This is a genomic window from Bradyrhizobium sp. 18BD, from assembly GCF_054185225.1.
Map to the genome: position 1 here is coordinate 101,606 of NZ_JAVAYL010000001.1, position 22,547 is coordinate 124,152.

Consider the following 22,547-nt stretch of genomic DNA (forward strand, 5'->3'; position numbering starts at 1 on the left):
CATGACTAGCATGACACGACGCATTCTGTTGGCGGGAGCCGTTGCGCTCGCCGTAACCCCCGCGGCGCGGGCGGCCGATCCGCTCAAGGAGATCCGCATCGACTGGGCGACCTACAACCCGGTGTCGATGGTCCTGAAGCAGAAGGGCCTGCTGGAGAAAGAGTTCGCCAAGGATGGCATCACCGTCACCTGGGTGCAGTCGGCGGGCTCGAACAAGGCGCTCGAATTCCTCAACGCCGGCTCGATCGATTTCGGTTCGACCGCGGGCTCGGCGGCGCTGGTCGCGCGCATCAACGGCAACCCGATCAAGTCGATCTATGTCTATTCGCGCCCTGAATGGACCGCGCTGGTCACGGGCAAGGATTCCAAGATCGCGAGCGTGGCTGACCTGAAAGGCAAGCGCGTCGCGGTGACGCGCGGCACCGATCCGCACATCTTCCTGGTGCGCGCGCTGCTGGGTGCCGGCCTCACCGAAAAGGACATCACGCCGGTGCTGCTCCAGCACGCCGACGGCAAGACCGCTTTGATCCGCGGCGACGTCGATGCCTGGGCCGGTCTTGATCCCATGATGGCGCAAGCCGAGGTCGAGGAAGGCGCAAAGCTGTTCTATCGCAAGGCCGACGCCAACACCTGGGGCATCCTCAATGTGCGCGAGCAGTTCCTGAAGGACTATCCGGACGCCGCCCGCCGCGTGCTCGCGGTCTACGAGGAAGCGCGAAAATATTCGCTGGCGAATTACGACGAGCTGAAGAAGACCTTCATCGCGGTGACCAAACTGCCGGAGGCTGTCGTCGACAAGCAGCTCAAGGAGCGCACCGAGCTGACCCACAGCCGCATCGGCGCACCCCAGCGCGAGTCGATCCTCGCCGCCGGCCTCGCGCTGCAGCAGGCCGGCGTCGTCGACGCCAAGGTTGACGTGAAGGCGACGCTTGATGCGTTGATCGACGACCAGGTCCCGCTGCCGACGAATTGAAGTCGGACTTGACCCTCCCCCCTTGTGGGGGAGGGTGGCTTCGCGGAACGCGAAGCCGGGTGAGGGGTATCTATCCTCACGAGCTGTCGTGCGAGTGGAGCGAACCCCTCATCCGGCGCTTTGCGCCACCTTCTCCCACAAGGGGAGAAGGAAGAGGGCAGCGGAAACCGTGGCAAGAGTAGTGTTGCATTCCCGGGCCAGACGCGCTTCCTACCGGCCATGATCTCCGACGCGCCAGTGCTGCAACAGACCTCGGAACCCGCCGAAAGCGCCGCTGCGCCCTCGCGGCTGTCGCGCTATGCGCGGCCGATGCTGGGGATTTTGCTGCCGCTGATACTCGCGGTCGGCTGGGAGCTGGTGGTCTGGTTCGGCTGGTCCAATGGCCGCCTGGTGCCGCCGCCCTCGCGCGTGTTCGCCACCATCACCGAGCTTGCCCGCTCCGGCGAGTTGGTCCGCCACATCGCCGCGACGCTGTGGCGTGTCGGCCTCGGCTTCGCCTTCGGCGTGGTCGCAGGAACGCTGCTGGGTGCGATCTCCGGCTATTGGTCGCTGGCGCGGCGGCTGCTCGATCCGACCGTGCAGGCGCTGCGCGCGATCCCCTCGCTGGCCTGGGTGCCGCTGTTCATCCTCTGGCTCGGCATCTTCGAGACCTCGAAGATCGCGCTGATCGCGGTCGGCGTGTTCTTCCCGGTCTATCTCGGCGTGATGGGCGCGATCCTGTCGGTCGATCGCAAGATCGTCGAGGTCGGTCGCACTTTCCGTCTCTCAGGCTTCGCGATGATCCGCCGTATCCTGCTGCCCGCGGTGCTGCCGGCTTACATCGTGTCCTTGCGCGTCGGACTTGGCCTGGGCTGGATGTTCGTCGTCGCCGCCGAGTTGATCGGCGCCTCCGAAGGCCTCGGCTATCTGCTGCTCGACGGCCAGCAGCTCGGCAAGCCCGCGCAGATCCTTGCCGCCATCGTGATCTTCGCCATCCTCGGCAAGCTCACCGACTGGCTGATCGAGGCCGCCGCCGCGCCGTTCCTGCGCTGGCAGGACGCTTTCGGCCGCGCGAAGGGAGCTTGAGGCGATGCTGGCGCTCGACCGGGTCAGCAAGACCTATCCCAACGGCGTGCAGGCGCTGGCGCGCTTCTCCGCCGAGATCAAGCAGGGCGAGATCATCGCCATCATCGGCGGCTCCGGCTGCGGCAAGTCCACGCTGCTCCGCGCCATTGCCGGCCTCGACCGCGCCAGCTCCGGCACGGTGACGCTCGACAGCGAAGCGATCGCCTCGCCCCACGCCAAGATCGGCATCATCTTCCAGGAGCCTCGGCTGCTTCCCTGGCTCAGCGTCGCCGACAATATCGGCTTTGGCCTCGCCGATCTGTCGGCGGCCGAACGCCGCGAGAAGGTGGCGCGCGCGCTGGCCCGCGTCGGGCTCTCCGACAAGGCGCAGGCCTGGCCGCGCGAGCTCTCGGGCGGACAGGCGCAGCGGGTCGCGATCGCCCGCGCGCTGGTGCCGCAGCCCGAGGTGCTGCTGCTCGACGAGCCGTTCTCGGCGCTCGATGCCTTCACCCGCCGCGACCTGCAGGATCATCTGCTCGACCTCTGGGCCGACACGCGCCCGACCTTGATCCTCGTCACACATGACGTCGACGAGGCCGTGGTGCTGGCCGACCGCGTATTGGTGATGCGGCCGCGGCCAGGACGGCTGTTCGACCAGATCGAGATCAATCTCGGTCGGCCACGCGATCGCAATTCGCCGCTGTTCGAGAATTTCAAGCGAAGTGTGCTGACGTCACTCGACCGTTCGCTCGACCGCAATGTGCCTGACCGTGACGCAACCCAGGGTCCCGGTCAGGCCATGTGGTGGTGACAATTTCTCCCTGAGCCGGTACATCGGAGAGCAATTTTCCGGGAGAGAACAAGATGGACGCCGCCCAACTGCGCCAGATGCAGGCCCCGATCAAGGAACGCTACAAGACCGATCCCAAGACCGCGATGATCACGCTGAAAGCCAAGGGCTCGACCGACAGCGAAGGCATCGCCTGCAAGGTCGAGACCGGCCGCGCCATCGCGATGGCGGGCCTGCATCCGGCCACCGGCGGCTCCGGCCTCGAGCTCTGTTCCGGCGACATGCTGCTGGAGGCGCTGGTCGCCTGCGCCGGCGTCACGCTGAAATCGGTCGCGACCGCGATCGAGGTGCCGCTCAAGACCGGCAATGTGTACGCCGAGGGCGATCTCGACTTCCGCGGCACGCTCGGCGTCGACAAGGAGACCCCGGTCGGCTTCGCCGAGATCCGCCTGCGCTTCGAGGTCGATACCGACGCGCCGCAGGACAAGCTCGATCTGCTGCTGAAACTCACCGAACGCTATTGCGTGGTCTACCAGACCATCAAGAACGGCCCGAAGGTTTCGGTGTCGATGCAGCGGATGTGAGGGCGAAAGCTCGCTGCTCCAGTCGTCCCGGCGAACGCCGGGGCTGATTCCCCTAATGCCGATTGTCTTGCCGCACGGATGACTACGACCGTCTAACACAGCGAAGCCTGTGGTTATGGGTCCCGGATCTGCGCTTCGCTTGTCCGGGACGAAAAACAAAAAAATGTCCCTCGATCTCCACTTCATTCTCTTCCTTCTCCTGCGCATGGCAATCGCGGCGGCGTTTGTCGTGACGGCGTCGATCATCACCGAGCGCTCGGGACCCGTGATCGGTGCGCTGGTGGCGACGCTGCCGGTGTCGGCCGGTCCCTCCTACGTCTTCCTCGCCATCGACCATGACGCCGCCTTCATCGCGCAGGGCGCGCTGTCGAGCCTGCCGGTCAATGCGGCAACCATCTTCATGGGCCTCACCTATGTCGTGCTGGCGCAGCGGCGCAGCATGGCGGTGAGCTGCGGCTGCGCGTTCGCGGTCTGGATCGCGATGGCCTCGGCCATCCGCATGTTCGACTGGACCCTCACCGCCGGGCTCGCCGTGAACTTCATCGCGTTCGGCATCTGCATTCCGCTGCTCGCGGGCTATCGCCACGTGAAGATGCCGCTGGTGACGCGCCGCTGGTACGACATCCCGATGCGGGCCTCGCTGGTCGCGACCCTCGTCGCCATCGTGGTCTCGACGTCGAGCTGGGTCGGGCCGAAGATCAGCGGCATCATCGCGCTCTATCCGGTGGTGTTCTCCAGCATGATGGTGATCCTGCATCCGCGCATCGGCGGGCCGCCGACGGCCGCCGTGCTCGCCAACTCCGCCTGGGGCCTGCTCGGTTTCGGAATGGCGATCGCCGTCATACACGTTGCGGTAGTGCAGTTCGGCTCCGCCATAGGTCTCTGTCTTGCGCTCGCGACCTGCATCGTCTGGAACCTGACACTGTGGGGAATTGGTCGGCGTGCGACGCACAGGGCGCGGCATACGCCGTGAGACGACGGATCAGCGCGACACGGGGTCGCGAAACGACATGTCCGGGACGTTGCCGACGTTCTCATTAGAACTTTATTCGAGCTTTTCCTTTACCAATCCTGTTGCGTACCGCTTCCGCCGTCGCCGGCGCGAATCTCGTCCGATCTGTATTCGATCACGGACCTGCGGAAATTATCGATTCGAATACGGCCGTTCGGCCGCACGATTGCATCCCCGACGGGCGTGTCCCGCCATGCACTATTTTCGAGATGGAGATTCCTTGATGTTTGGTCGCAAGTCCCGCGGTGATGCGGACGCACAGCTCGCCGCCATCGGCCGCTCGCAGGCGATGATCGAGTTTGCGATGGATGGCACGGTCCTGACGGCCAACCCAAGCTTCCTGAAGGCGCTCGGCTATTCCCTCGACGAGATCAAGGGGAAGAAGCACGCCATGTTCATGCCGGCCGATCAGCGCGACGGCGCCGACTACAAGGCGTTCTGGGCGCAGCTTGGCCGCGGCGAGCCCCAGGCCGCCGAATTCAAGCGGATCGCCAAGGGCGGCCGCGAGGTCTGGATCGAGGCGTCCTACAATCCGGTGCTCGATGATGTCGGCAAGCCGGTCAAGGTCGTGAAGCTCGCGACCGACATCACCGCGAAGAAGATTCAGGCCATGACGGAAGCCTCCAAGGTCTCCGCCATCAGCCGCGTCCAGGCCGTCATCGAATTCAAGCTCGACGGGACCGTCGTGACCGCGAACCAGAATTTCTGCCAGGCGCTCGGCTATTCGCTCGCCGAGATCGAGGGCAAGCACCACAGCCTGTTCGTTCCCCAAGCCGAGCGCGACAGCGCGGCCTATCGCGAGCTCTGGGCCAAGCTCAACCGTGGCGAATACCAGGCCGGCGAATACAAGCGCATCGGCAAGGGCGGCCGCGAGGTCTGGATCCTCGCCTCCTACAACCCGCTGCTCGACGAGCACGGCAAGCCGTTCGGCGTCGCCAAATTCGCAACCGACATCACGGCGGAGAAGCTGAAGAATGCTGATCTCGCCGGCCAGATCGCGGCGATCGACAAGGCGCAGGCCGTGATCGAGTTCAACATGGACGGCACGATCATCACGGCGAATGCCAATTTCCTCACCACGCTCGGCTATTCGCTGGCCGAGATCAAGGGCCATCATCACAGTATGTTCGTCGAGCCCGGTGAACGCGACGGCGCGGCCTATCGCGAGTTCTGGGCCGCGCTCAACCGCGGTCAGTACCAGGCGGCGGAGTACAAGCGTATCGGCAAGGGCGGCAGGAAGGTCTACATCCAGGCCTCCTACAACCCGATCCTCGATCTCAACGGCAAGCCGTTCAAGGTCGTGAAATACGCCACCGACACCACCAAGCAGGTGCTGGTCCGCATGGGCAATGAGCGCGTCCGCGGCATGATGGAATCGGTCGCTGCCGGCTCGGAGGAGCTCAACGCTTCGGTGCGGGAGATCTCCGAGGCGATGACGAAATCGCGCGAGACCGCGATGAGCGCGGTCGATCAGGTCGCCTCCGCCGACGCGCAGGCGCAGCGCCTGACCGAGGCGGCGCAGGCGATGAGCGGCATCATCGAGATGATCAACAGCATCACCGGCCAGATCAACCTGCTCGCGCTCAATGCCACGATCGAATCTGCGCGTGCCGGCGAGGCCGGCCGCGGCTTCGCGGTGGTCGCGTCCGAAGTGAAGAGTCTTGCCAACCAGGCGCGACAGGCGACCGACAAGATCGGCCAGGAGATCGGCAACCTCAACGGCATCTCCGGCGACGTCGTCAGCGCGCTCGGCTCGATCAAGCAGGCGATCAACAACGTCAGCGAATACGTCACCTCGACCGCCGCCGCCGTCGAGGAGCAGAGCACGGTCACCAACGAGATGTCGACCAGCATGCAGCGCGCCGCCGCAGAAGCCGCGGCGATCGCGGCGAGGGCGTAGCGAAACGTTCGGAATCGTAGGGTGGGTTAGCCCTGCAGATGCGCAAAGCGCATCTTCAGGGCGTAACCCACCACTTCTGTCACTGTGGAGATTACAGAGGTGGGTTACGCCTTCGGCTAACCCACCCTACGGCACCCTCACTGCTTTGGCAGCTTGGCCTTCAACGCATAGAGTGCATCGAGTGCCTCGCGCGGCGACATCTCGTCGGGGTGCAGCGCCTTGACCGCGTCCATCAGCAGCTCGGCCTCGGTCGGCGGCGCGGCTTCTGCGGCGGCGCGCGAGGGGACTGCGAACAGCGGGAGGTCATCGGCCAGCGCGCGGGCGGTCTGGCCGCGATCCTGGGCTTCGAGTTTTGCCAGCACGGACTTTGCGCGCGTGATCACGGCCGGCGGCAGGCCGGCGAGCTTTGCGACCTGGATGCCGTAGGAGCGGTCGGCCGAGCCCGGCAGCACCTCGTGCAGGAATACGACATTGCCCTGCCATTCCTTCACGCGGACCGTCGCATTGAACATGCGCGGCAGTTTGGCCGAGAGCGCGGTCAGCTCGTGATAGTGCGTCGCGAACAGCGTGCGGCAGCGGTTGCTTTCGTGCAGATGCTCGATCGCGGCCCAGGCGATGGAGAGACCGTCGAAAGTCGCGGTGCCGCGGCCGATCTCGTCGAGGATGACAAGCGCACGCTCGCCGGCCTGGTTGAGGATCGCGGCGGTCTCGACCATCTCCACCATGAAGGTGGAGCGGCCGCGGGCGAGATCGTCGGCGGCGCCGACGCGCGAGAACAGGCGGTCGATGATGCCGATCCGTGCGCGCGTCGCCGGCACGAAGCTGCCGATCTGCGCCAGCAAGGCAATCAGCGCGTTCTGGCGCAGGAAGGTCGACTTACCGGCCATGTTCGGACCGGTGAGCAGCCAGAGCTGGCCGGATTTCTGCGCCGGCGTGGGCGACAGATCGCAGGCATTGGCGATGAACGGCTCGCCGTTGCGCTTGAGCGCCTGCTCGACCACGGGATGCCGGCCGGCCTCGATCGCAAAGCCGAGCGAGCCGTCGACCTCGGGCCGCACGTAATTCTCGTCGATCGCGAGCTTGGCCAGCGACGTCGCAACATCGAGCAGCGCAAAGCCGTGCGCGGCGGAGCGAAGGTCGTCGCTGATCTCGATCGCCCTCGCGCACAGCCGTTCGAAGATTTCGAGCTCGAGCCCGAGCGCGCGGTCGCCGGCATTGGCGATCTTGGCTTCGATCTCGCCGAGCTCGGACGTCGTGAATCGCACCTGGCCCGCCAGCGTCTGGCGGTGGATGAAGGTCGCATTCAGCGGCGCGGACATCAGCTTGTCGCCGTGCTGCGCAGTGACCTCGACGAAATAGCCGAGCACGTTGTTGTGCCGGATCTTGAGGCCCTTGACGGAGGTCGCGTCGGCGTAGCGGGCCTGCATCGAGGCCACCACGAGCCGCGAGGCGTCGCGCAGGTTACGCGCTTCGTCGAGCGCCGGCTCATAGCCCGCACGAACGAAGCCGCCGTCCCGCTTGATCAGTGGCAGTTGATCGTCGAGTGCGCGGGCGAATTCGGCGGCAAGCTCGCGCGACGGACGCTGCAAGGCCGCCATCACCGCGGCGATCTCCTGCGGCGGCTGGTCGAGCTCGGACAGCCGCGCCAGCACCTGGTCGGCGGCGATGATGCCGTCACGGAGCCCCGCGAGGTCGCGTGGTCCGCCGCGGCCGACCGAGAGACGCGCCAATGCGCGCGACATGTCGGGCGCGCCGCGCAAAATGCTGCGGATGTCTTCGCGCGTCGCCGAATCCGCGACGAAGGTGCTGACGGCATCGAGGCGCCGCGCGATCGCCGGCGCATCCGTCAGCGGCGCCGCCAGCCGTTGCGCCAGCAGGCGCGAGCCGGCCGAGGTGACGGTGCAGTCGATCGCATCGAGCAGCGAGCCGCGGCGCTCGCCGGCGAGCGTCCGCGTCAGTTCGAGATTGGCGCGGGTGGCGGGATCGATCGCCATGGTCGCGCCGGAGGCTTCGCGGGCGGGCGGCGACAGCGGCGGATGCTTGCCGACCTGGGTGCGGTCGACATAGGTGACGGCGGCGGCCGCAGCGGTTGCTTCCAGCCGCGTCAGCTGCGCGAGGCCGTCCATGGTCGCGACGGCAAAATAGTCGCAGAGGCGCTTCTCGGCGGTGGCGCCGTCGAAGACATCGCGGGTCAGCGGCGTCACCGCCGGCAGCTCGCGCAAGGTCTGTCCGAGCTCGCTGTCGTTATAGAGCGCGTCGGTGACGATCGCCTCGTTCGGATTGATGCGCGCCAGCGTCGCGGCGAGCTCGCCGCCCGAACATTCCATCACGGTGAATTCGGCGGTCGAGATGTCGATCCAGGCAAGGCCGAAGCGGTCGCCGCCGGCCGACGAACGTGCCCGCGCGATCGCCAGCAGATAATTGTTGGCGCGTGCATCCAGCAGCGTGTCTTCGGTCAGCGTGCCCGGCGTGACCAGCCGCACCACGCCGCGGCGGACGACGCTCTTGTTGCCGCGGGCTTTCGCGGCAGCGGGATCTTCGGTCTGCTCGCAGACGGCGACACGATGGCCGGCGCTGATCAGGCGATGCAGATAATCCTCGGAGCGCTCCACCGGCACGCCGCACATCGGGATGTCGTTGCCCTGATGCTTGCCGCGCTTGGTCAGGACGATGCCGAGCGTTCGGGAGGCGATCTCGGCGTCCTCGAAGAACAGCTCGTAGAAATCGCCCATCCGGTAGAACAGCAGCAGGCCCTGATGCGCCGCCTTGATCTCCAGGTACTGTTCCATCATCGGCGTGACACGCGCGATGGCTTCCGCCTGAGGCGCGGGCGTTTCGTCGGGGGGCGGAACGGGGATCGGCTGTTGCATGGTCATGGGCGGCGCAACCTACAAAATTTCGCCCCCTGCTCCTATCGCTTTGGCCGCGGCGGGCGGGTTTTCCACGTTGTCCGCACCGCGGCATGCGCCGGCGGCGTGGATACCCCGGGGAATACGCAAGAAACCGTCAATTGACCTGCCGCGGGCGCCCTCCTAAAACTCCGCCGACATTGAAGAATTTTCGCCGGATCGCGGCATTCAGGGAGAACAACGATGCGTGACGTCTTTATCTGCGATGCCGTGCGGACCCCGATCGGCCGTTTCGGCGGCGCGCTCGCCAAGGTGCGTGCCGACGACCTCGCCGCAGCCCCGATCAAGGCGCTGATGGCCAAGCACCCAAATCTCGACTGGGCGCAGGTGGACGAAGTGTTCTTCGGCTGCGCCAACCAGGCCGGCGAGGACAACCGCAACGTCGCGCGCATGGCGCTGCTGCTGGCGGGCCTGCCGGATTCGGTTCCCGGCCAGACCCTCAACCGCCTCTGCGCCTCCGGCCTCGATGCGGTCGGCGCTGCGGGGCGTGCCATCCGCTCCGGCGAGGTCGAGCTTGCGATCGCCGGCGGCGTCGAATCCATGACCCGCGCGCCCTTCGTGATGGGCAAGGCGCAGGAAGCCTTCTCCCGTTCGGCCGAGATCTTCGACACCACGATCGGCTGGCGCTTCATCAATCCGCTGCTCAAGGCGCAGTACGGCGTCGACGCGATGCCGGAGACCGGCGAGAACGTCGCCGAGGAATTCCAGGTCTCGCGCGCCGACCAGGACGCCTTCGCGATCCGCTCGCAGCAGCGCGCCGGCAAGGCGATCGCTGCCGGCTATTTCGCCGAAGAAATTACCCCGATCACCATTCCCGGCGGCAAGGCCGGCCCGATCACGGTCGACAAGGACGAGCACCCGCGTCCCGAGACCACGCTCGAAGGCCTGGCCAAGCTGAAGCCGATCGTGCGCAATCCCGGCACGGTCACCGCCGGCAACGCCTCGGGCGTCAATGACGGCGCCGCTGCGATGATCCTGGCCTCGGAGGCCGCGGTGAAGAAGCATGGCCTGACGCCGCGCGCGCGCATCCTCGGCCTCGCCTCGGCCGGCGTGCCGCCGCGCATCATGGGCATTGGCCCGGTGCCCGCGACCCGCAAGCTGATGGAGCGGCTCGGCAAGAAGATCACCGATTTTGACCTGATCGAGCTCAACGAAGCCTTCGCTTCGCAGGGCATCGCCTGCATGCGCCAGCTCGGCGTCGCCGACGATGCCGATTTCGTCAATCCGCATGGCGGTGCCATCGCGCTCGGCCATCCGCTCGGCATGAGCGGCGCGCGCCTCGCGCTTACCGCCGTGCACGGCATGGAGAAGCGCGGCGGCAAGCTCGCGCTCGCCACCATGTGCGTCGGCGTCGGCCAGGGCGTTGCCGTCGCGATCGAGAAGGTGAACTGAGACTCTGCGCTCTCCCTCTCCCCGTTCTGACGGGGAGAGGGCACGGGTGAGGGGCCTCTCTCCGCGGATGAGATGGCCTTGGGACCTGTACCCCCTCACCCGGATCGCAAGAGCGATCCGACCTCTCCCCGCAAGCGGGGAGAGGCGAAGAGTCCGAGTTCGCTCGTTTCTCACGTGCCCGAAATGATAGGGAGCGAAAATCAGCATGATCATCGAGCGCGAGCAGGACGTCACGGCTGCAGCACTTGCGGTGATGGCGCGGACCTCCGATCCGCGGATGCGGCAGATCATGATCTCTCTGGTCAAGCATCTGCACGGCTTCGTCCGTGACGTCAGGCTGACCGAGAAGGAATTCCGCGACGCTACCGCGATCATTGCCGAGCTCGGCAAGCTCACCACCGATACGCATAATGAAGTGGTGCTGATGGCGGGATCGCTCGGCGTCTCGCCGCTGGTCTGCCTGCTCAACAATGGCGATCAGGGCAATACGGAAACCGACCAGTCGCTGCTCGGGCCGTTCTGGCGGCTGAATTCGCCGCGGGTCGAGAATGGCGGCTCGATCGTGCGCTCGGAGACGCCGGGGGCGCCGCTGTTCGTCAACGGCCGCGTCGTCGACAAGGAGGGGCGGCCCGTTGCCGGCGCCGAGGTCGACGTCTGGCACGCCTCGCCGGTCGGCCTCTACGAGAACCAGGACCCCGAGCAGGCCGACATGAACCTGCGCGGCAAGTTCACGACCGATTCCGATGGGCGCTTCGCCTTCCGTTCGGTGATGATGATCGGCTATCCCATTCCGACCGATGGCGTGGTCGGCCGCCTGCTCGCGGCGCAGGGCCGGCACCCCTATCGTCCCGCGCATCTGCACGCGCTGATCTTCAAACCCGGCTTCAAGGTGCTGATCTCGCAGGTCTACGACCCCGCCGACCCGCATATCGACAGCGACGTGCAATTCGGCGTGACCCAGGCGCTGATCGGCAAGTTCCAGCGCCACGACACGCCACATCCGACCGCGCCCGACGTCGCGATGCCCTGGTATTCGCTCGACCACACCTACCGGCTCGAAGCCGGAGAGGCCGTGCTGCCGCGTGCGCCGATCAAATAGCGTTCCTGCCGGGAGCGCGGGGCCGCCAAACCCGCTTCCCTAGATTAGTTATGTTCTATAATGATTGGCGGAAGTGTTGACCGGCCGGACCAAAATGGCCGGGGAGGAGTTCGCCCATGACATTCATCTATCCCACCGACAGCAACAAGGCGCATCCGCTGCCGCTGTCGCCCGAATACAAGAGCTCGATCAAGCGCGCGCCGAACAAGCCCTTGATCCCGATGCGCCACACGCTGTCGGAATTGACCGGCCCGGTCTACGGCCACGAGACCGTGCGCGAGGGCGACAGCGATCTCACCACCCAGCACAGCGGCGAGCCGATCGGCGAGCGCATCATCGTGCACGGCCACGTGCGCGACGAGGACGGCCGCGGCGTGCCGAACTCGCTGGTCGAGATCTGGCAGGCCAATTCCTGCGGCCGCTACGTTCATGTCCGCGACCAGCATCCGGCGCCGCTCGATCCGAATTTTACCGGTGCGGGCCGCACCCAGAGCGATGCCTCCGGCTACTACCGGTTTGTGACGATCAAGCCCGGCGCGTATCCGTGGGGCAATCACCACAACGCCTGGCGCCCGGCGCATATCCATCTGTCGGTGTTCGGCCATTCCTTCGTCACGCGCCTGGTGACGCAGATGTATTTCCCCGCCGATCCGCTGTTCCCGTTCGACCCGATCTTCAACTCGGTGCCGGACGAGAAGGCGCGGGCGCGGATGGTGTCGTCGTTCGACCTCGAGAACACCCAGCCGGAATGGGCGCTGTGCTACCGCTTTGACATCGTGCTGCGCGGCAAGAACGCCACGCCCATGGAGAACCACTAACGTGCAGGATTCAGTGAAGCCCGACGGGATCACCCCTTCGCAAACGGTCGGTCCGTTCTTCAAATACGGCCTGACGCCGACCGGCGAGTATTCGTGGAACGACGCGTTCACCAACTCGACGCTGACGCCCGACGCCACCGGCGATCGCGTCCGCATCGAGGGCCGCGTGTTCGACGGCGACGGCGTCGTCGTGCCGGATGTCATGCTGGAGATCTGGCAGGCGGATTCCCAGGGCCGCTTTGCCGACCCCCAGGACAAGCGCGCGCTGCCGAACGCGAGCTTCCGCGGCTTTGCCCGCTGCGGCACCGACAAGGACGGCAATTATTCCTTCGAAACCATCAAGCCCGGCGTCGTGCCCGATCCCGATGGCAAGCCGCAGGCGCCGCACATCGTGCTTGCGGTGTTTGGTCGCGGCATGCTGCGGCATCTCTACACCCGCATCTATTTTAGCGACGAGGCCGGCAACGCCGCCGATCCCGTGCTGGCTCTGGTGCCCGCCGATCGCCGCGCCACGCTGATCGCGGTGCGCGAGGCCGGCAAGGCGGTCTATCGGCTCGACCTGCGCCTGCAGGGCGATGACGAGACGGTGTTTTTCGACGTTTGAAGCATGGGCGCCGGCGATACCGAATCCCCGGCGCAGCTTCTCACACAGCGCACCGACGGCCCGGCGCCGCGACGCGCGCTGGTGTGATACGGCCGATCTTGCCTCCGTGTATCAGCTTCGCTGCCCTAAAACTAATCACCGGCGGACAATTCCCGTAGCCTTGCGGAGCTTTTCGTCCGGCTCGCGCGCGAGCAATCCCGTATTTACCGCATCGCTCTAGGCTTAATGCGGAATTGATTCGCGCCTGGATTGCCCATGAAAATTCGCCTGTCGTTGTCTTCCGCGATCGTCGCATTCGGGATCGTGCTCGCGATCGGCTTCACGGCGGTCGTTTCCACCAGCCTCTATGCCCTGCGCGAGCTCAAGGTCGGTGGCCCGCTCTACTCCGACATCAAGCTCGGCAACGACCTGATTGCGGACATCCTGCCGCCGCCGGAATACATCATCGAGGCCTATCTCGAGGCGACCCTCGCCATGCGCGAGCCGGACCAGCTCGCCGCCCATGGCGACCGCCTGGTCCAACTCCGCAAGGATTACGACGAGCGCAAGGCCTTCTGGGTCACGTCCAGCCTCGGCGCCGACCTGAAGACGGCGCTGGTGTCGAAGTCCGATGCCGAGGTGCAGAAGTTCTGGAAGCTGCTGTCCGACCAGCTCCTGCCGGCCCTCAAGGCCAAGGACACGGCCGCCGCCGAGCGCGCCTATGCGCAGCTCAAGGACGCCTATGCCGCGCATCGCGCCGTGATCGACAGCATCGTCGAGAGCGCCAACAAGCAGAACGCTGATATGGAGAAGCTGGCCGCGGATCGCGACAGCGCGATGCTCTATGTCCTGCTCGGCGTCTCCGCCGCCGTCCTCGCCTTCATCGCCGCCGGCCTGCTCGGCGTCGCGCTGGGTGTGGTGCGCCCGATCGTGCGCATGACGGGTACGATGCAGAAGCTTTCGACCGGCGATCTCGCCGCCGACATTCCGTTCGCGTACCGCCAGGACGAGGTCGGCTCGATGGCCGGTGCGCTGCAGGTGTTCAAGGAGGCCGCGGTCGAGAACGCGCGGCTGCGCGAGGAGCAACTGCGCAAGGAGCAGGAAGCCGCGCTTGCCAAGCGCGGCGCGCTGCAGCAGATGGCCGAGACCGTCGAGCGCGAGACTGGCCGTTCGGTCGACACCGCGAGTGCGACGACACAGGGCGTCGAGCGGGCCGCGTCCAGCCTGTCCGAGATCGCCCGGTCGCTGTCCTCGGAATCGCAGGCGGTTGCCGCCGCCTCCACCCAGGCGCTCGGCAGCTCGCAGACCGTGTCGGCCGCCGCCGAAGAGCTGAGCGCCTCGATCCGGGAAATCGCAACGCAGGTCGCGCGGACCAGCACGGTCACCAAATCGGCGGTCGCCGGCCGCGAGCAGGCGCGTTCGACCATCCAGGCGCTGGCGGGCGCGGTGAAGAAGATCGCGGAGGTTTCCGACCTCATCGGCGGCATCGCCGGCCAGACCAACCTTCTGGCGCTCAACGCCACGATCGAGGCGGCGCGCGCCGGCGACGCCGGCCGCGGCTTTGCGGTGGTCGCCGCCGAGGTGAAATCCCTGTCCGACCAGACCGCCAAATCCACCGAGGAGATCACCCGGCTGATCGCCGAGGTCCAGGCCTCGACCCAGGCTGCGGTCGATGCCGTCGAAACCATGGGCGGTCACATCGTCGAGATCGACGGCGTCGCGACCTCGGTCGCCGCCGCGATGGAAGAGCAGGACGCCGCGACCCGGGAGATCGCCCGCTCGATCTCGGAATCGGCGGCTGCCGCCAAGGAAGTTTCCGCCAAGATCGGCAATGTCAGCCGCGACGCCGCCTCCGTGAACGAGCGCGCCGCGGAGGTCAGGCGGGCGATCGCCGGCATGGCGGGCAATCTCGAACAGCTGCGGTCGGTCGTGGTCCGGACCGTACGGGACTCGACCGCCGCGGCTTGAGCCTGGGCATCCGGCCGTCGGCTGGTGCCCGGACTTGTGATCGTGCAGTATGGCGCGGGGCAGGGGCATCATGGCTATGACACCTCCACAATTGCCGGCCGTCGTTGAGCCGGCCCGCCTGACGGCTGCACTGCGCAAGAGCGGCGTGCTGGACGCCGGCGCGGTGCGCGAGGTGAAGGTGCTGGATGACCGCGACACCCTGGTGTCGCATATTACCCGGCTCGGTCTGCGCTATGTCGGGGAGTCCGCTGGTTCTCCGCAGAACCTGATCCTCAAAACGCCTCATGCCAATTTTGCCAAGACCCTCGCGCAGGGCGGTCGGCACGAGGTGGCCTTCTATACGAAGCTGGCACCGAGCATGCCGCCAGGGCTGGTGCCACGCTGTTTCGGCGGGCACTTCGACGAGGAGGGCACGGACTGGCATCTCCTGCTCGAGGATCTCACCGACAGTCATGAGGTCGCGACGCAATGGCCGTTGCCGCCGTCGCACGATCAGTCGATCGCGATCGTCACGACACTCGCGCGCTGGCATGCCGCTTGGTGGGATCACCCCAGTCTCGGCGACACCGTCGGCAACTGGATGAGCACCGAGGATTACGGAAGACTCATCGAGACATTCGCCGGCCACTATGATCGTTTCGCCGATCTCCTCGGGGACCGCCTCAGCGAAGAGCGGCGCATTCTCTTCCGCCGGTTCATCGAGCAGTCGGGCCGGCTGCTTGAGCGCTATCATTCCCGTCGGCATCTCACCGTCGCTCATGGCGACGCCCACATCTGGAACTTCATGCTGCCGCGCGCCGGCGTCGCCGACACCGTACGCATCTTCGATTTCGACCAGTGGCGCATCAACGTGCCGACCGGTGATCTCGCCTACATGATGGCCATGCAATGGTATCCCGAGCGCCGGCAGGCGCTCGAGCGTGTGCTACTCAATCATTATCATGAGACGCTGATCGCGAATGGCGTTCGCGGCTACTCGCGCGGTGCGCTCGACCAGGACTATCGTCGGTCGGTGCTCTGGCACATCACCAAGCCGGTCTGGCAATGGGCCATCAACATCCCGCCGCTGATCTGGTGGAACAATCTGGAGCGGGTGATGATGGCGGTCGAGGATCTCGGCTGCGAGGAGTTGTTGTAGGGGACTCGCACGCAGCAGGCCGTCATTGCGAGGAGCGCTTGCGACGAAGCAATCCAGGCTGCCTCCGCGGATACAGTCTGGATTGCTTCGCGGAGCCTGTCATCGGGCCGCGCGACGCGCGGACCCGGTGGCTCGCAATGACGGTGGGCGCCCTCCTACTCCATCACCGCATGTTCCGGCCCCGCCGCCTGCTTGCGCAGCGTCGCCTTGGTCGAGCCGATCATCAGCGCCAGCGGAATGGTGCAGAGGATGAAGATCATGATGACCTGGTAGTCGTGCGCGAAGGCGATGATCTGCGCCTGGATGCTGACGATCCTGTCGGCCATCGCGCGGCCGGCGTCGGTGGAGAGGTTGAGCATGCCGCGGACATCAGGCATCTGCAGGGCGTGGTTGAACGGATTGATGTGCTCGGACAGGATCGCGTAGGTCTTGCGCGTGCCCTGGGTCAGCTCGGCGATCACGATGGAGATGCCGACCGAGCTTGCGACGTTGCGCAGCAGCGTCAGCATCGAGGTGCCGTCGGTGCGCAAATGGTTCGGCAGCGTCAGGAACGACACGGTCGAGAGCGGCACGAAGACGAGGCCGAAGCCAAAGCCCTGGATCACGCTGACGATGACGATCTCCGGCACCTGGGTCTGGTCAGTCCAGCCAGTCATCTGGAACAGCGAGGCCGCCGTCAGCGTCAGGCCCGAGATGATTAGCGTGCGCGCCTCGATGTAGCGCATGATGCGGCCGACCATCATCATGGCGAAGAAGGTACCGAAGCCGCGGCTCGCGAGCAGGCCGCCGGCGGTGATGATGGGATAGCCGATGACGTTCTGCAGGTAAGGCGAGGCCAGCGCCATGGTCGAGTACAGCACGAGCCCCATCACCGTCATGAAGATGCAGCCGGTGAGGAAGTTGCGGTCCTTGAACAGCGCGAACTGGATGAACGGTTTTGATGTCGTGAAGGAGTGGGCGAAGAAGTAATAGAAGGCGACGCCGGAGACGGCGAACTCGGTCACGATCTCGACCGATTCGAACCAGTCGAGCTGCTCGCCGCGGTCGAGTGCGAGCTGGAGCGCGCCGATCGCGATCGCCAGCGCGCCGAAGCCGAACCAGTCGAATTTGAGGCTGAGGTTCTTCTCGGTCTCGTCCATGAAGACGATCAGCCCGAGCACGGTGATCGCGCCGAACGGCAGATTGACGAAGAACACCCAGTGCCAGGAATAGGTCTCGGTCAGCCAGGCGCCGAGCGAGGGGCCCATGATCGGGCCCATCATCACGCCCATGCCCCAGATCGACATCGCTTTGGCGCGTTCCTGAAGAGTGTAATAGTCGAGCATGACCGACTGCGACAGCGGCACCAGCGCGGCGCCGAACACGCCTTGCAGCAGGCGGAACAGCACCATCTGGTTGATGTCCTGCGCGAGACCGCACAGCACGGAGGCGAAGGTGAAGCCGGCGGCGCAGATGACGAAGATGCGCTTGCGGCCGTAGCGGTTGGAGATCCAGCCCACTGGCGCCGTCATGATCGCGGCGGCGACGATGTAGGAGGTCAGCACCCAGTTGATCTGGTCCTGCGAAGCCGACAGCGTGCCCTGCATGTATGGCAGGGCGACGTTGGCGATGGTGGTGTCCAGCGCCTGCATGATGGTCGCCGTCATGGCGCAGATCGTCACCATGTTCCGGCGCAGGCCGGGGACCATCAAGCTGGCGTTGGGGCCGGACATCGGCTCAGTCCTCAGTCTTCTTTGTCCTGGCCCGCGGTCGCGGACAGGCCGAGCAGGCCGGCGAGCGAGCGCTGGTGGCCGGTGTCGATGGTGGCGTAGACGCTCATGCCGGCCTTCAGCTTCTTCACGTATTTGTCGCTCTCGTCGAAATAGATGCGGATCGGCACGCGCTGCACCACCTTGACGAAGTTGCCGGTGGCGTTCTGCGGCGGCAGGATCGCGAATTGCGCGCCGGTCCCGGGCGAGAGCGAGCCGATCTTGCCTTTGAAGACGTGGTTCGGGAACGCGTCGACCTCGAGCGTGACGGGCTGGCCCTCGGTGACGTGGGTGAGGTCGCTCTCCTTCGGATTGGCGTCGACCCAGGGATGGGCGACGTCGATGATGGAGAACACCGCCATGCCCGCGGTGACGTAGCGGCCGAGCTGGATCTGCTCGACCTGCGTCGCGACGCCGCCCATCGGCGCGCGCACCACGGCGTGGTCGAGATTGCGCTCGGCATTGTCGAGCTTGGACTTGGCCTGCGCGTAAGGCGGGAACTTCTCCAGCGGGAGATCGATGTCGCCGAGCAACTGCGTCTTCGCGGTCGAGATCTGCTGCCTGACATATTGCGCGATCGAGCCTGAGGTCACCAACGCGTTCGACGCGTTGTCGAGGTCGAGCTGCGAGCCGAAGCTGTTCTTGACCAGCGCCTGCTTGCGCTCGACGTCGCGCTGCTTCAGGTCGACGCCCTTCTGGGCGAGATCGAGCATGTCGCCGTAGATCTTGATGTTGGCACGAAGGTTGTCATAGGTCGTCTGCGCCTGCATCAGCTGCGCCTTGGCCTCGTCGACCGCGAGGCGGAACGGCACCGGGTCGATCTCGAACAGCACGTCGCCCTGCTTGACGAGCTGGCCTTCCTTCACGACGACCTTCTCGATCTTGCCGGAGATGTCGGGCGTCACCAGCACCTTCTGCGCGCCGACATACGCATCGTCGGTGCCGACATAGCGGCCGCCATGCAAATAGAAGGTGACGCCGCCGATGGCGACGACGGTGGGCAGCACGACCATCAGCAGGACGCGGCGATAGCGGCGCAGTCCCGCGATCAGGCGGCGGCGCGGCTCGGTGCCGGCCTTCTTGGTGGGCTTGCCGCTGTCGCTCTTCTGCTCGGGCGGGAATTTGAGGACCTGATCAGCCATAGCGCTGCTCCTTACGCGCTTGTTCCGCCCCAGAGGCCTGGATCGCGTTCCGCACGTTTTCCTTGATTGTTTCGAGTTGGGTGAGAAGCCGGTGGGCATCCGCCGGGTTGATGCCGTCGAGCGCGTTCGCGGTGAGCTCCGACTTCAGGCCGCTCATCTTGCCGAGCAGCTGCCGCCCGGCCTTTTTCAAATAGAGGCGTTTGACGCGGCGGTCCGAGGCGTCGCTGCGGCGCTCGATCCAGTCGCTGTCGCACAGCTTGTCGATCAGCCGCGTCAGCGTGATCGGCTGCATCTCCAGGAGCTCGGCGAGTTCCGACTGCTTCATGCCCTCGCTGCGCTCGACCTTGGCCAGCACCGCCCACTGGGCGCGGGTGATGCCGAAGCGCGAGGCCTCCTTGTCCGCATAGACGCGCAGCAGGCGGTAGAGCTCACCGAGCGTGAACAGGAAGTTCTGGTCGACGGACCCGCGGGTCATAAGCTTGGTCTCCAATAAGCTTGAATATAATAAGCAAGCTTATGATTATTTCATGGCGGGTTAACGGGACGCTGTCCCGCGGCAAGAGCATGGCTGGCAGCCGCTTGGCCGGTCGTGCTTTGGGTTCTCGCGCCGAAATGCTAGAAGGCGGGCGACATGACCCTCGCAAAGCCGGCCTTTCCCGCGCCCGACCACGATCACGGCCGCTGCACCGCGGACGCGCTGGCCCATGCCGAGGAGGTTTGCGAGCAGCGCGCGCAGAAATTCACGCCGATCCGCCGCCAGGTGCTGGGCGCCTTGCTCTCCAGTCATCGGCCGCTCGGCGCCTACGAGGTGATCGACGAGCTGGCCAAGTCGATGGCGCGGCCGGCGCCGATCACGGTCTATCGCGCTCTCGATTTTTTGATGGCCAACGGCCTCGTGCACCGCATCGAAAGCCGCAACGCCTATCTCGCCTGCGCCGCCCACGACCACGACTCGACATCGGCGGTGGCGTTCCTGATCTGCGAGCGCTGCGGCCTCGTCGGCGAGGTCTCGTCGGCGTCCTTCGCCAAGGACCTCAATGCGGCGGCGCGCAGCTCAGGCTTCGCACCAAAACTGTCCGTGGTGGAGATCACGGGCGTGTGCGCCCATTGTCAGAAAACTGCCTAAAGCAACAACGGCGCAAAGCCGGTAGCCGGGAAGAAATGTCCTCACCTCACGCCAACCCATCCGCCGCGCGCCCTCTCAGCGCCGGCGCCATTGCCCTGATGCTGATGCTGTGCCTGACCTGGGGCTTCAACCAGATCGCGGTGAAGCTGGTGCTGCCGGACGTGCCGCCGATGCTGCAGGCGATGATCCGCTCGATGGGCGCGCTGCCGGTGCTGTTTCTGATCGGCACGCTGCGCGGCGTCAAATTCTTCGAGAATGATGGGACCTGGAAGGCTGGTCTGATCGCCGGGCTGATGTTCGGCATCGAGTTCGTGCTGATTTTCCAGGGCCTGCGCCTGACGTCCGCCTCCCGCGCAGTCGTGTTCCTTTACACCGCGCCATTCTTCGTCGCGCTCGGCTCCTATCAGGTGCTCGGCGAGCGGCTTGGCGGCTCGCAATGGCTGGGCCTCGCGGTGAGCTTTGCCGGCGTCGCGCTCGCGATCGGCGTGCCGCAGCCCAATGTCGATTCCCACGTCCTGCTCGGCGATCTCCTGATCGTGCTCGGCGCCTCGCTCTGGGCCGCGACCACGCTGGTCGCCAAGGGCACGCGGCTGCGTTTCGCAGCGCCCGAGAAGGCGCTCGGCTATCAGGTTGCGATCTCGATCCCGATCCTCGGCACGGCGGCCTGGCTGTTCGGCGAGACCATCACCCACACGCCATCGCCGCTCTCGATCGGCCTGCTGGCCTTCCAGGCGATCTGGGTGGTTGGAACCACGTTCACGCTTTGGTTCGCGCTGGTGAAGGCCTATTCGGCCAGCAAATTGTCGGCTTTTACCTTCATCACCCCTTTGTTTGGCGTGGTGGGTAGCTATTTCATCATGCACGACACCCTAAGCCTGACATTCGGGGCCGCCGCGGTCCTTGTAATTGCTGGGCTTTTTCTGGTTAACCGTCCCAGCCAAACGGCTGCGGCGCCGCGCGATGCATTGCTGAACGTCACCAAAACCTGATATTTGGACGCCATGAACAAGCTCGAAAACCCTCTCGATTCCGACATCGCGGGCCCCGCGCCCCGGCACCGCACCACCCAGGTCAAGGTCGGCGACGTCAGTGTGGGCGGCGGTGCGCCGATCGTCGTGCAGTCGATGACCAACACCGACACCGCCGACATCGACGGCACCATCGCCCAGGTCGCAGCGCTTGCGCGCGCCGGCTCCGAAATGGTTCGCATCACCGTGGACCGTGAAGAGGCCGCAGCCGCCGTTCCGCACATCCGCGACGGCCTCGCCAAGCGCGGCATCACCACGCCGCTGATCGGCGACTTCCACTACATCGGCCACAAGCTGCTCGCGGCCTATCCGGCCTGCGCCGAAGCGCTCGCCAAGTACCGCATCAATCCCGGCAATGTCGGTTTCAAGGACAAGCGCGACACCCAGTTCGCCGACATCATCGAGATCGCGAACAAGAACAGCAAGCCGGTCCGTATCGGTGCCAATTGGGGCTCGCTCGATCAGGAGCTGCTGACCAAGCTGATGGACGAGAACGCCGCCTCCGCCAATCCGCGCGACGTCCGCGCGGTGACGCGCGAGGCCATGGTGCAGTCCGCGCTGCTCTCGGCCGCGCGCGCCGAAGAGCTCGGCATGCCCAAGGATCGCATCATCCTCTCCGCAAAGGTCTCGGCGGTACAGGATCTCATCGCGGTCTATCAGGACCTCGCGTCCCGCTCCGACTACGCCATCCATCTCGGTCTCACTGAGGCCGGCATGGGCTCGAAGGGCATCGTGGCGTCCTCGGCCGCGCTCGGCATCCTCTTGCAGCAGGGCATCGGCGACACCATCCGCATCTCGCTGACGCCGGAGCCCGGCGGCGACCGCACCCGCGAGGTGCAGGTCGGCCAGGAACTGCTGCAGACCATGGGCTTCCGCACCTTCGTGCCGCTGGTGGCCGCGTGCCCCGGCTGTGGCCGCACCACCTCGACCACATTCCAGGAGCTGGCGCGCTCGATCCAGGATTTCATCCGCGACGAGATGCCGAACTGGAAGAGCAAATATCCCGGCGTCGAGGAGCTCAACGTCGCGGTGATGGGCTGCATCGTCAACGGCCCCGGCGAATCCAAGCACGCCAATATCGGCATCTCCTTGCCCGGCACCGGCGAAGCGCCGGCCGCGCCCGTGTTCGTCGACGGCAAGAAGTTCCGCACGCTGCGCGGTCCGACCATCTCCGCCGACTTCAAGGCGCTGGTGATCGACTACATCGACCAGCGCTACGGCCAGGGCGCCAAGGTGCCGGTATCAGCGGCGGAGTGAGCCTCTCCTAAAACATCGGAATCGTAGGGCGGGTTC

General features: G+C 65.8%; 19 protein-coding genes. 15 read left to right on the plus strand and 4 right to left on the minus strand.

Annotated elements, in window-relative coordinates:
• Nucleotide 1: 1 nt before the first annotated feature.
• From RAD16_RS00475 to RAD16_RS00500, 6 genes are all read left to right on the plus strand, one after another.
• A complete protein-coding gene (locus RAD16_RS00475; protein ID WP_458155930.1) occupies nucleotides 2-973 on the plus strand; it encodes an aliphatic sulfonate ABC transporter substrate-binding protein in 972 nt (323 codons plus the stop codon).
• A gap of 219 nt (nucleotides 974-1,192) precedes the next feature.
• Entirely contained in the window at nucleotides 1,193-2,038 is an 846-nt protein-coding gene (locus RAD16_RS00480) for an ABC transporter permease (RefSeq protein WP_458155931.1), read from the plus strand.
• Between the two features lie 4 nt (nucleotides 2,039-2,042).
• A complete protein-coding gene (locus RAD16_RS00485; protein ID WP_458155932.1) occupies nucleotides 2,043-2,828 on the plus strand; it encodes an ABC transporter ATP-binding protein in 786 nt (261 codons plus the stop codon).
• A gap of 53 nt (nucleotides 2,829-2,881) precedes the next feature.
• Entirely contained in the window at nucleotides 2,882-3,391 is a 510-nt protein-coding gene (locus RAD16_RS00490) for an OsmC family protein (RefSeq protein WP_458155933.1), read from the plus strand.
• 163 nt (nucleotides 3,392-3,554) lie between these two features.
• Nucleotides 3,555-4,364, plus strand: a complete 810-nt coding sequence (locus tag RAD16_RS00495) for a hypothetical protein (protein ID WP_458155934.1) — start codon at nucleotides 3,555-3,557, stop codon at nucleotides 4,362-4,364.
• A gap of 262 nt (nucleotides 4,365-4,626) precedes the next feature.
• Nucleotides 4,627-6,303 (plus strand): methyl-accepting chemotaxis protein, encoded by a 1,677-nt coding sequence (locus RAD16_RS00500; protein ID WP_458155935.1) that lies wholly within the window; start codon nucleotides 4,627-4,629, stop codon nucleotides 6,301-6,303.
• 137 nt (nucleotides 6,304-6,440) lie between these two features.
• On the opposite strand, the gene mutS is transcribed toward RAD16_RS00500, so the two are convergent.
• Complete coding sequence (gene mutS, locus RAD16_RS00505) at nucleotides 6,441-9,179, minus strand: DNA mismatch repair protein MutS (RefSeq protein ID WP_458155936.1); 2,739 nt, start codon at nucleotides 9,177-9,179, stop codon at nucleotides 6,441-6,443.
• Nucleotides 9,180-9,395: 216 nt separating this feature from the next.
• Between mutS and pcaF the strand changes: the two genes are divergently transcribed.
• The 6 genes from pcaF (at nucleotide 9,396) to RAD16_RS00535 (ending at nucleotide 16,210) form a co-directional block, all read left to right on the plus strand.
• Entirely contained in the window at nucleotides 9,396-10,604 is a 1,209-nt protein-coding gene (gene pcaF / locus RAD16_RS00510) for a 3-oxoadipyl-CoA thiolase (RefSeq protein ID WP_458155937.1), read from the plus strand.
• Nucleotides 10,605-10,809: 205 nt separating this feature from the next.
• Nucleotides 10,810-11,703, plus strand: a complete 894-nt coding sequence (locus RAD16_RS00515) for a dioxygenase family protein (protein ID WP_458155938.1) — start codon at nucleotides 10,810-10,812, stop codon at nucleotides 11,701-11,703.
• 116 nt (nucleotides 11,704-11,819) lie between these two features.
• Nucleotides 11,820-12,521, plus strand: a complete 702-nt coding sequence (gene pcaH, locus RAD16_RS00520) for a protocatechuate 3,4-dioxygenase subunit beta (protein ID WP_458155939.1) — start codon at nucleotides 11,820-11,822, stop codon at nucleotides 12,519-12,521.
• Nucleotide 12,522: 1 nt separating this feature from the next.
• A complete protein-coding gene (gene pcaG / locus RAD16_RS00525; RefSeq protein ID WP_458155940.1) occupies nucleotides 12,523-13,125 on the plus strand; it encodes a protocatechuate 3,4-dioxygenase subunit alpha in 603 nt (200 codons plus the stop codon).
• A 255-nt stretch (nucleotides 13,126-13,380) separates the two neighbouring features.
• Entirely contained in the window at nucleotides 13,381-15,072 is a 1,692-nt protein-coding gene (locus tag RAD16_RS00530) for a methyl-accepting chemotaxis protein (RefSeq protein WP_458155941.1), read from the plus strand.
• Between the two features lie 49 nt (nucleotides 15,073-15,121).
• Entirely contained in the window at nucleotides 15,122-16,210 is a 1,089-nt protein-coding gene (locus RAD16_RS00535) for a phosphotransferase (RefSeq protein ID WP_458155942.1), read from the plus strand.
• 155 nt (nucleotides 16,211-16,365) lie between these two features.
• Here the strand turns inward: RAD16_RS00535 and RAD16_RS00540 are convergent, their stop codons facing one another.
• The 3 genes from RAD16_RS00540 to RAD16_RS00550 are packed head-to-tail and all read right to left on the minus strand — an operon-like array spanning nucleotide 16,366 to nucleotide 19,575.
• On the minus strand, nucleotides 16,366-17,922 hold the full coding sequence (locus RAD16_RS00540; protein ID WP_458155943.1) for a DHA2 family efflux MFS transporter permease subunit: 1,557 nt from the start codon (nucleotides 17,920-17,922) through the stop codon (nucleotides 16,366-16,368).
• Nucleotides 17,923-17,933: 11 nt separating this feature from the next.
• Entirely contained in the window at nucleotides 17,934-19,100 is a 1,167-nt protein-coding gene (locus tag RAD16_RS00545) for an HlyD family secretion protein (RefSeq protein ID WP_458155944.1), read from the minus strand.
• The gene (locus RAD16_RS00550) at nucleotides 19,093-19,575 is read right to left on the minus strand and encodes a MarR family winged helix-turn-helix transcriptional regulator (RefSeq protein WP_458155945.1); all 483 of its coding nucleotides are present in this window, start codon (nucleotides 19,573-19,575) and stop codon (nucleotides 19,093-19,095) included. Before RAD16_RS00550 ends, RAD16_RS00545 begins: the two co-directional genes overlap by 8 nt.
• A 156-nt stretch (nucleotides 19,576-19,731) precedes the next feature.
• Here RAD16_RS00550 and RAD16_RS00555 point away from each other — a divergent pair, with 156 nt between their 5' ends.
• Genes RAD16_RS00555 through ispG form a run of 3 tightly spaced genes read left to right on the plus strand, consistent with a single transcriptional unit; the run spans nucleotide 19,732 to nucleotide 22,511 of the window.
• Nucleotides 19,732-20,226 carry a Fur family transcriptional regulator gene (locus RAD16_RS00555; protein WP_458155946.1) on the plus strand — a complete coding sequence of 165 codons (495 nt, stop codon included), beginning with the start codon at nucleotides 19,732-19,734 and terminating at the stop codon, nucleotides 20,224-20,226.
• A gap of 35 nt (nucleotides 20,227-20,261) precedes the next feature.
• A complete protein-coding gene (locus tag RAD16_RS00560; protein ID WP_458155947.1) occupies nucleotides 20,262-21,215 on the plus strand; it encodes a DMT family transporter in 954 nt (317 codons plus the stop codon).
• A 12-nt stretch (nucleotides 21,216-21,227) separates the two neighbouring features.
• Nucleotides 21,228-22,511 (plus strand): flavodoxin-dependent (E)-4-hydroxy-3-methylbut-2-enyl-diphosphate synthase, encoded by a 1,284-nt coding sequence (gene ispG / locus RAD16_RS00565; RefSeq protein ID WP_458155948.1) that lies wholly within the window; start codon nucleotides 21,228-21,230, stop codon nucleotides 22,509-22,511.
• Nucleotides 22,512-22,547: the final 36 nt, after the last annotated feature.

Excerpts from the sequence above, each read along its gene's own strand:
- RAD16_RS00490 (WP_458155933.1), top strand. The coding sequence starts at position 2,882 with ATGGACGCCGCCCAACTGCGCCAGATGCAGGCCCCGATCAAGGAACGC.
- RAD16_RS00495 (WP_458155934.1), top strand. The coding sequence starts at position 3,555 with ATGTCCCTCGATCTCCACTTCATTCTCTTCCTTCTCCTGCGCATGGCA.
- RAD16_RS00540 (WP_458155943.1), bottom strand. The coding sequence starts at position 17,922 with ATGTCCGGCCCCAACGCCAGCTTGATGGTCCCCGGCCTGCGCCGGAAC.
- RAD16_RS00545 (WP_458155944.1), bottom strand. The coding sequence starts at position 19,100 with ATGGCTGATCAGGTCCTCAAATTCCCGCCCGAGCAGAAGAGCGACAGC.
- RAD16_RS00530 (WP_458155941.1), top strand. The coding sequence starts at position 13,381 with ATGAAAATTCGCCTGTCGTTGTCTTCCGCGATCGTCGCATTCGGGATC.
- RAD16_RS00550 (WP_458155945.1), bottom strand. The coding sequence starts at position 19,575 with ATGACCCGCGGGTCCGTCGACCAGAACTTCCTGTTCACGCTCGGTGAG.
- RAD16_RS00500 (WP_458155935.1), top strand. The coding sequence starts at position 4,627 with ATGTTTGGTCGCAAGTCCCGCGGTGATGCGGACGCACAGCTCGCCGCC.
- RAD16_RS00480 (WP_458155931.1), top strand. The coding sequence starts at position 1,193 with ATGATCTCCGACGCGCCAGTGCTGCAACAGACCTCGGAACCCGCCGAA.
- RAD16_RS00485 (WP_458155932.1), top strand. The coding sequence starts at position 2,043 with ATGCTGGCGCTCGACCGGGTCAGCAAGACCTATCCCAACGGCGTGCAG.
- ispG (WP_458155948.1), top strand. The coding sequence starts at position 21,228 with ATGAACAAGCTCGAAAACCCTCTCGATTCCGACATCGCGGGCCCCGCG.
- RAD16_RS00560 (WP_458155947.1), top strand. The coding sequence starts at position 20,262 with ATGTCCTCACCTCACGCCAACCCATCCGCCGCGCGCCCTCTCAGCGCC.
- pcaH (WP_458155939.1), top strand. The coding sequence starts at position 11,820 with ATGACATTCATCTATCCCACCGACAGCAACAAGGCGCATCCGCTGCCG.
- RAD16_RS00555 (WP_458155946.1), top strand. The coding sequence starts at position 19,732 with ATGACCCTCGCAAAGCCGGCCTTTCCCGCGCCCGACCACGATCACGGC.
- RAD16_RS00515 (WP_458155938.1), top strand. The coding sequence starts at position 10,810 with ATGATCATCGAGCGCGAGCAGGACGTCACGGCTGCAGCACTTGCGGTG.
- mutS (WP_458155936.1), bottom strand. The coding sequence starts at position 9,179 with ATGACCATGCAACAGCCGATCCCCGTTCCGCCCCCCGACGAAACGCCC.
- RAD16_RS00475 (WP_458155930.1), top strand. The coding sequence starts at position 2 with ATGACTAGCATGACACGACGCATTCTGTTGGCGGGAGCCGTTGCGCTC.
- RAD16_RS00535 (WP_458155942.1), top strand. The coding sequence starts at position 15,122 with ATGGCGCGGGGCAGGGGCATCATGGCTATGACACCTCCACAATTGCCG.
- pcaF (WP_458155937.1), top strand. The coding sequence starts at position 9,396 with ATGCGTGACGTCTTTATCTGCGATGCCGTGCGGACCCCGATCGGCCGT.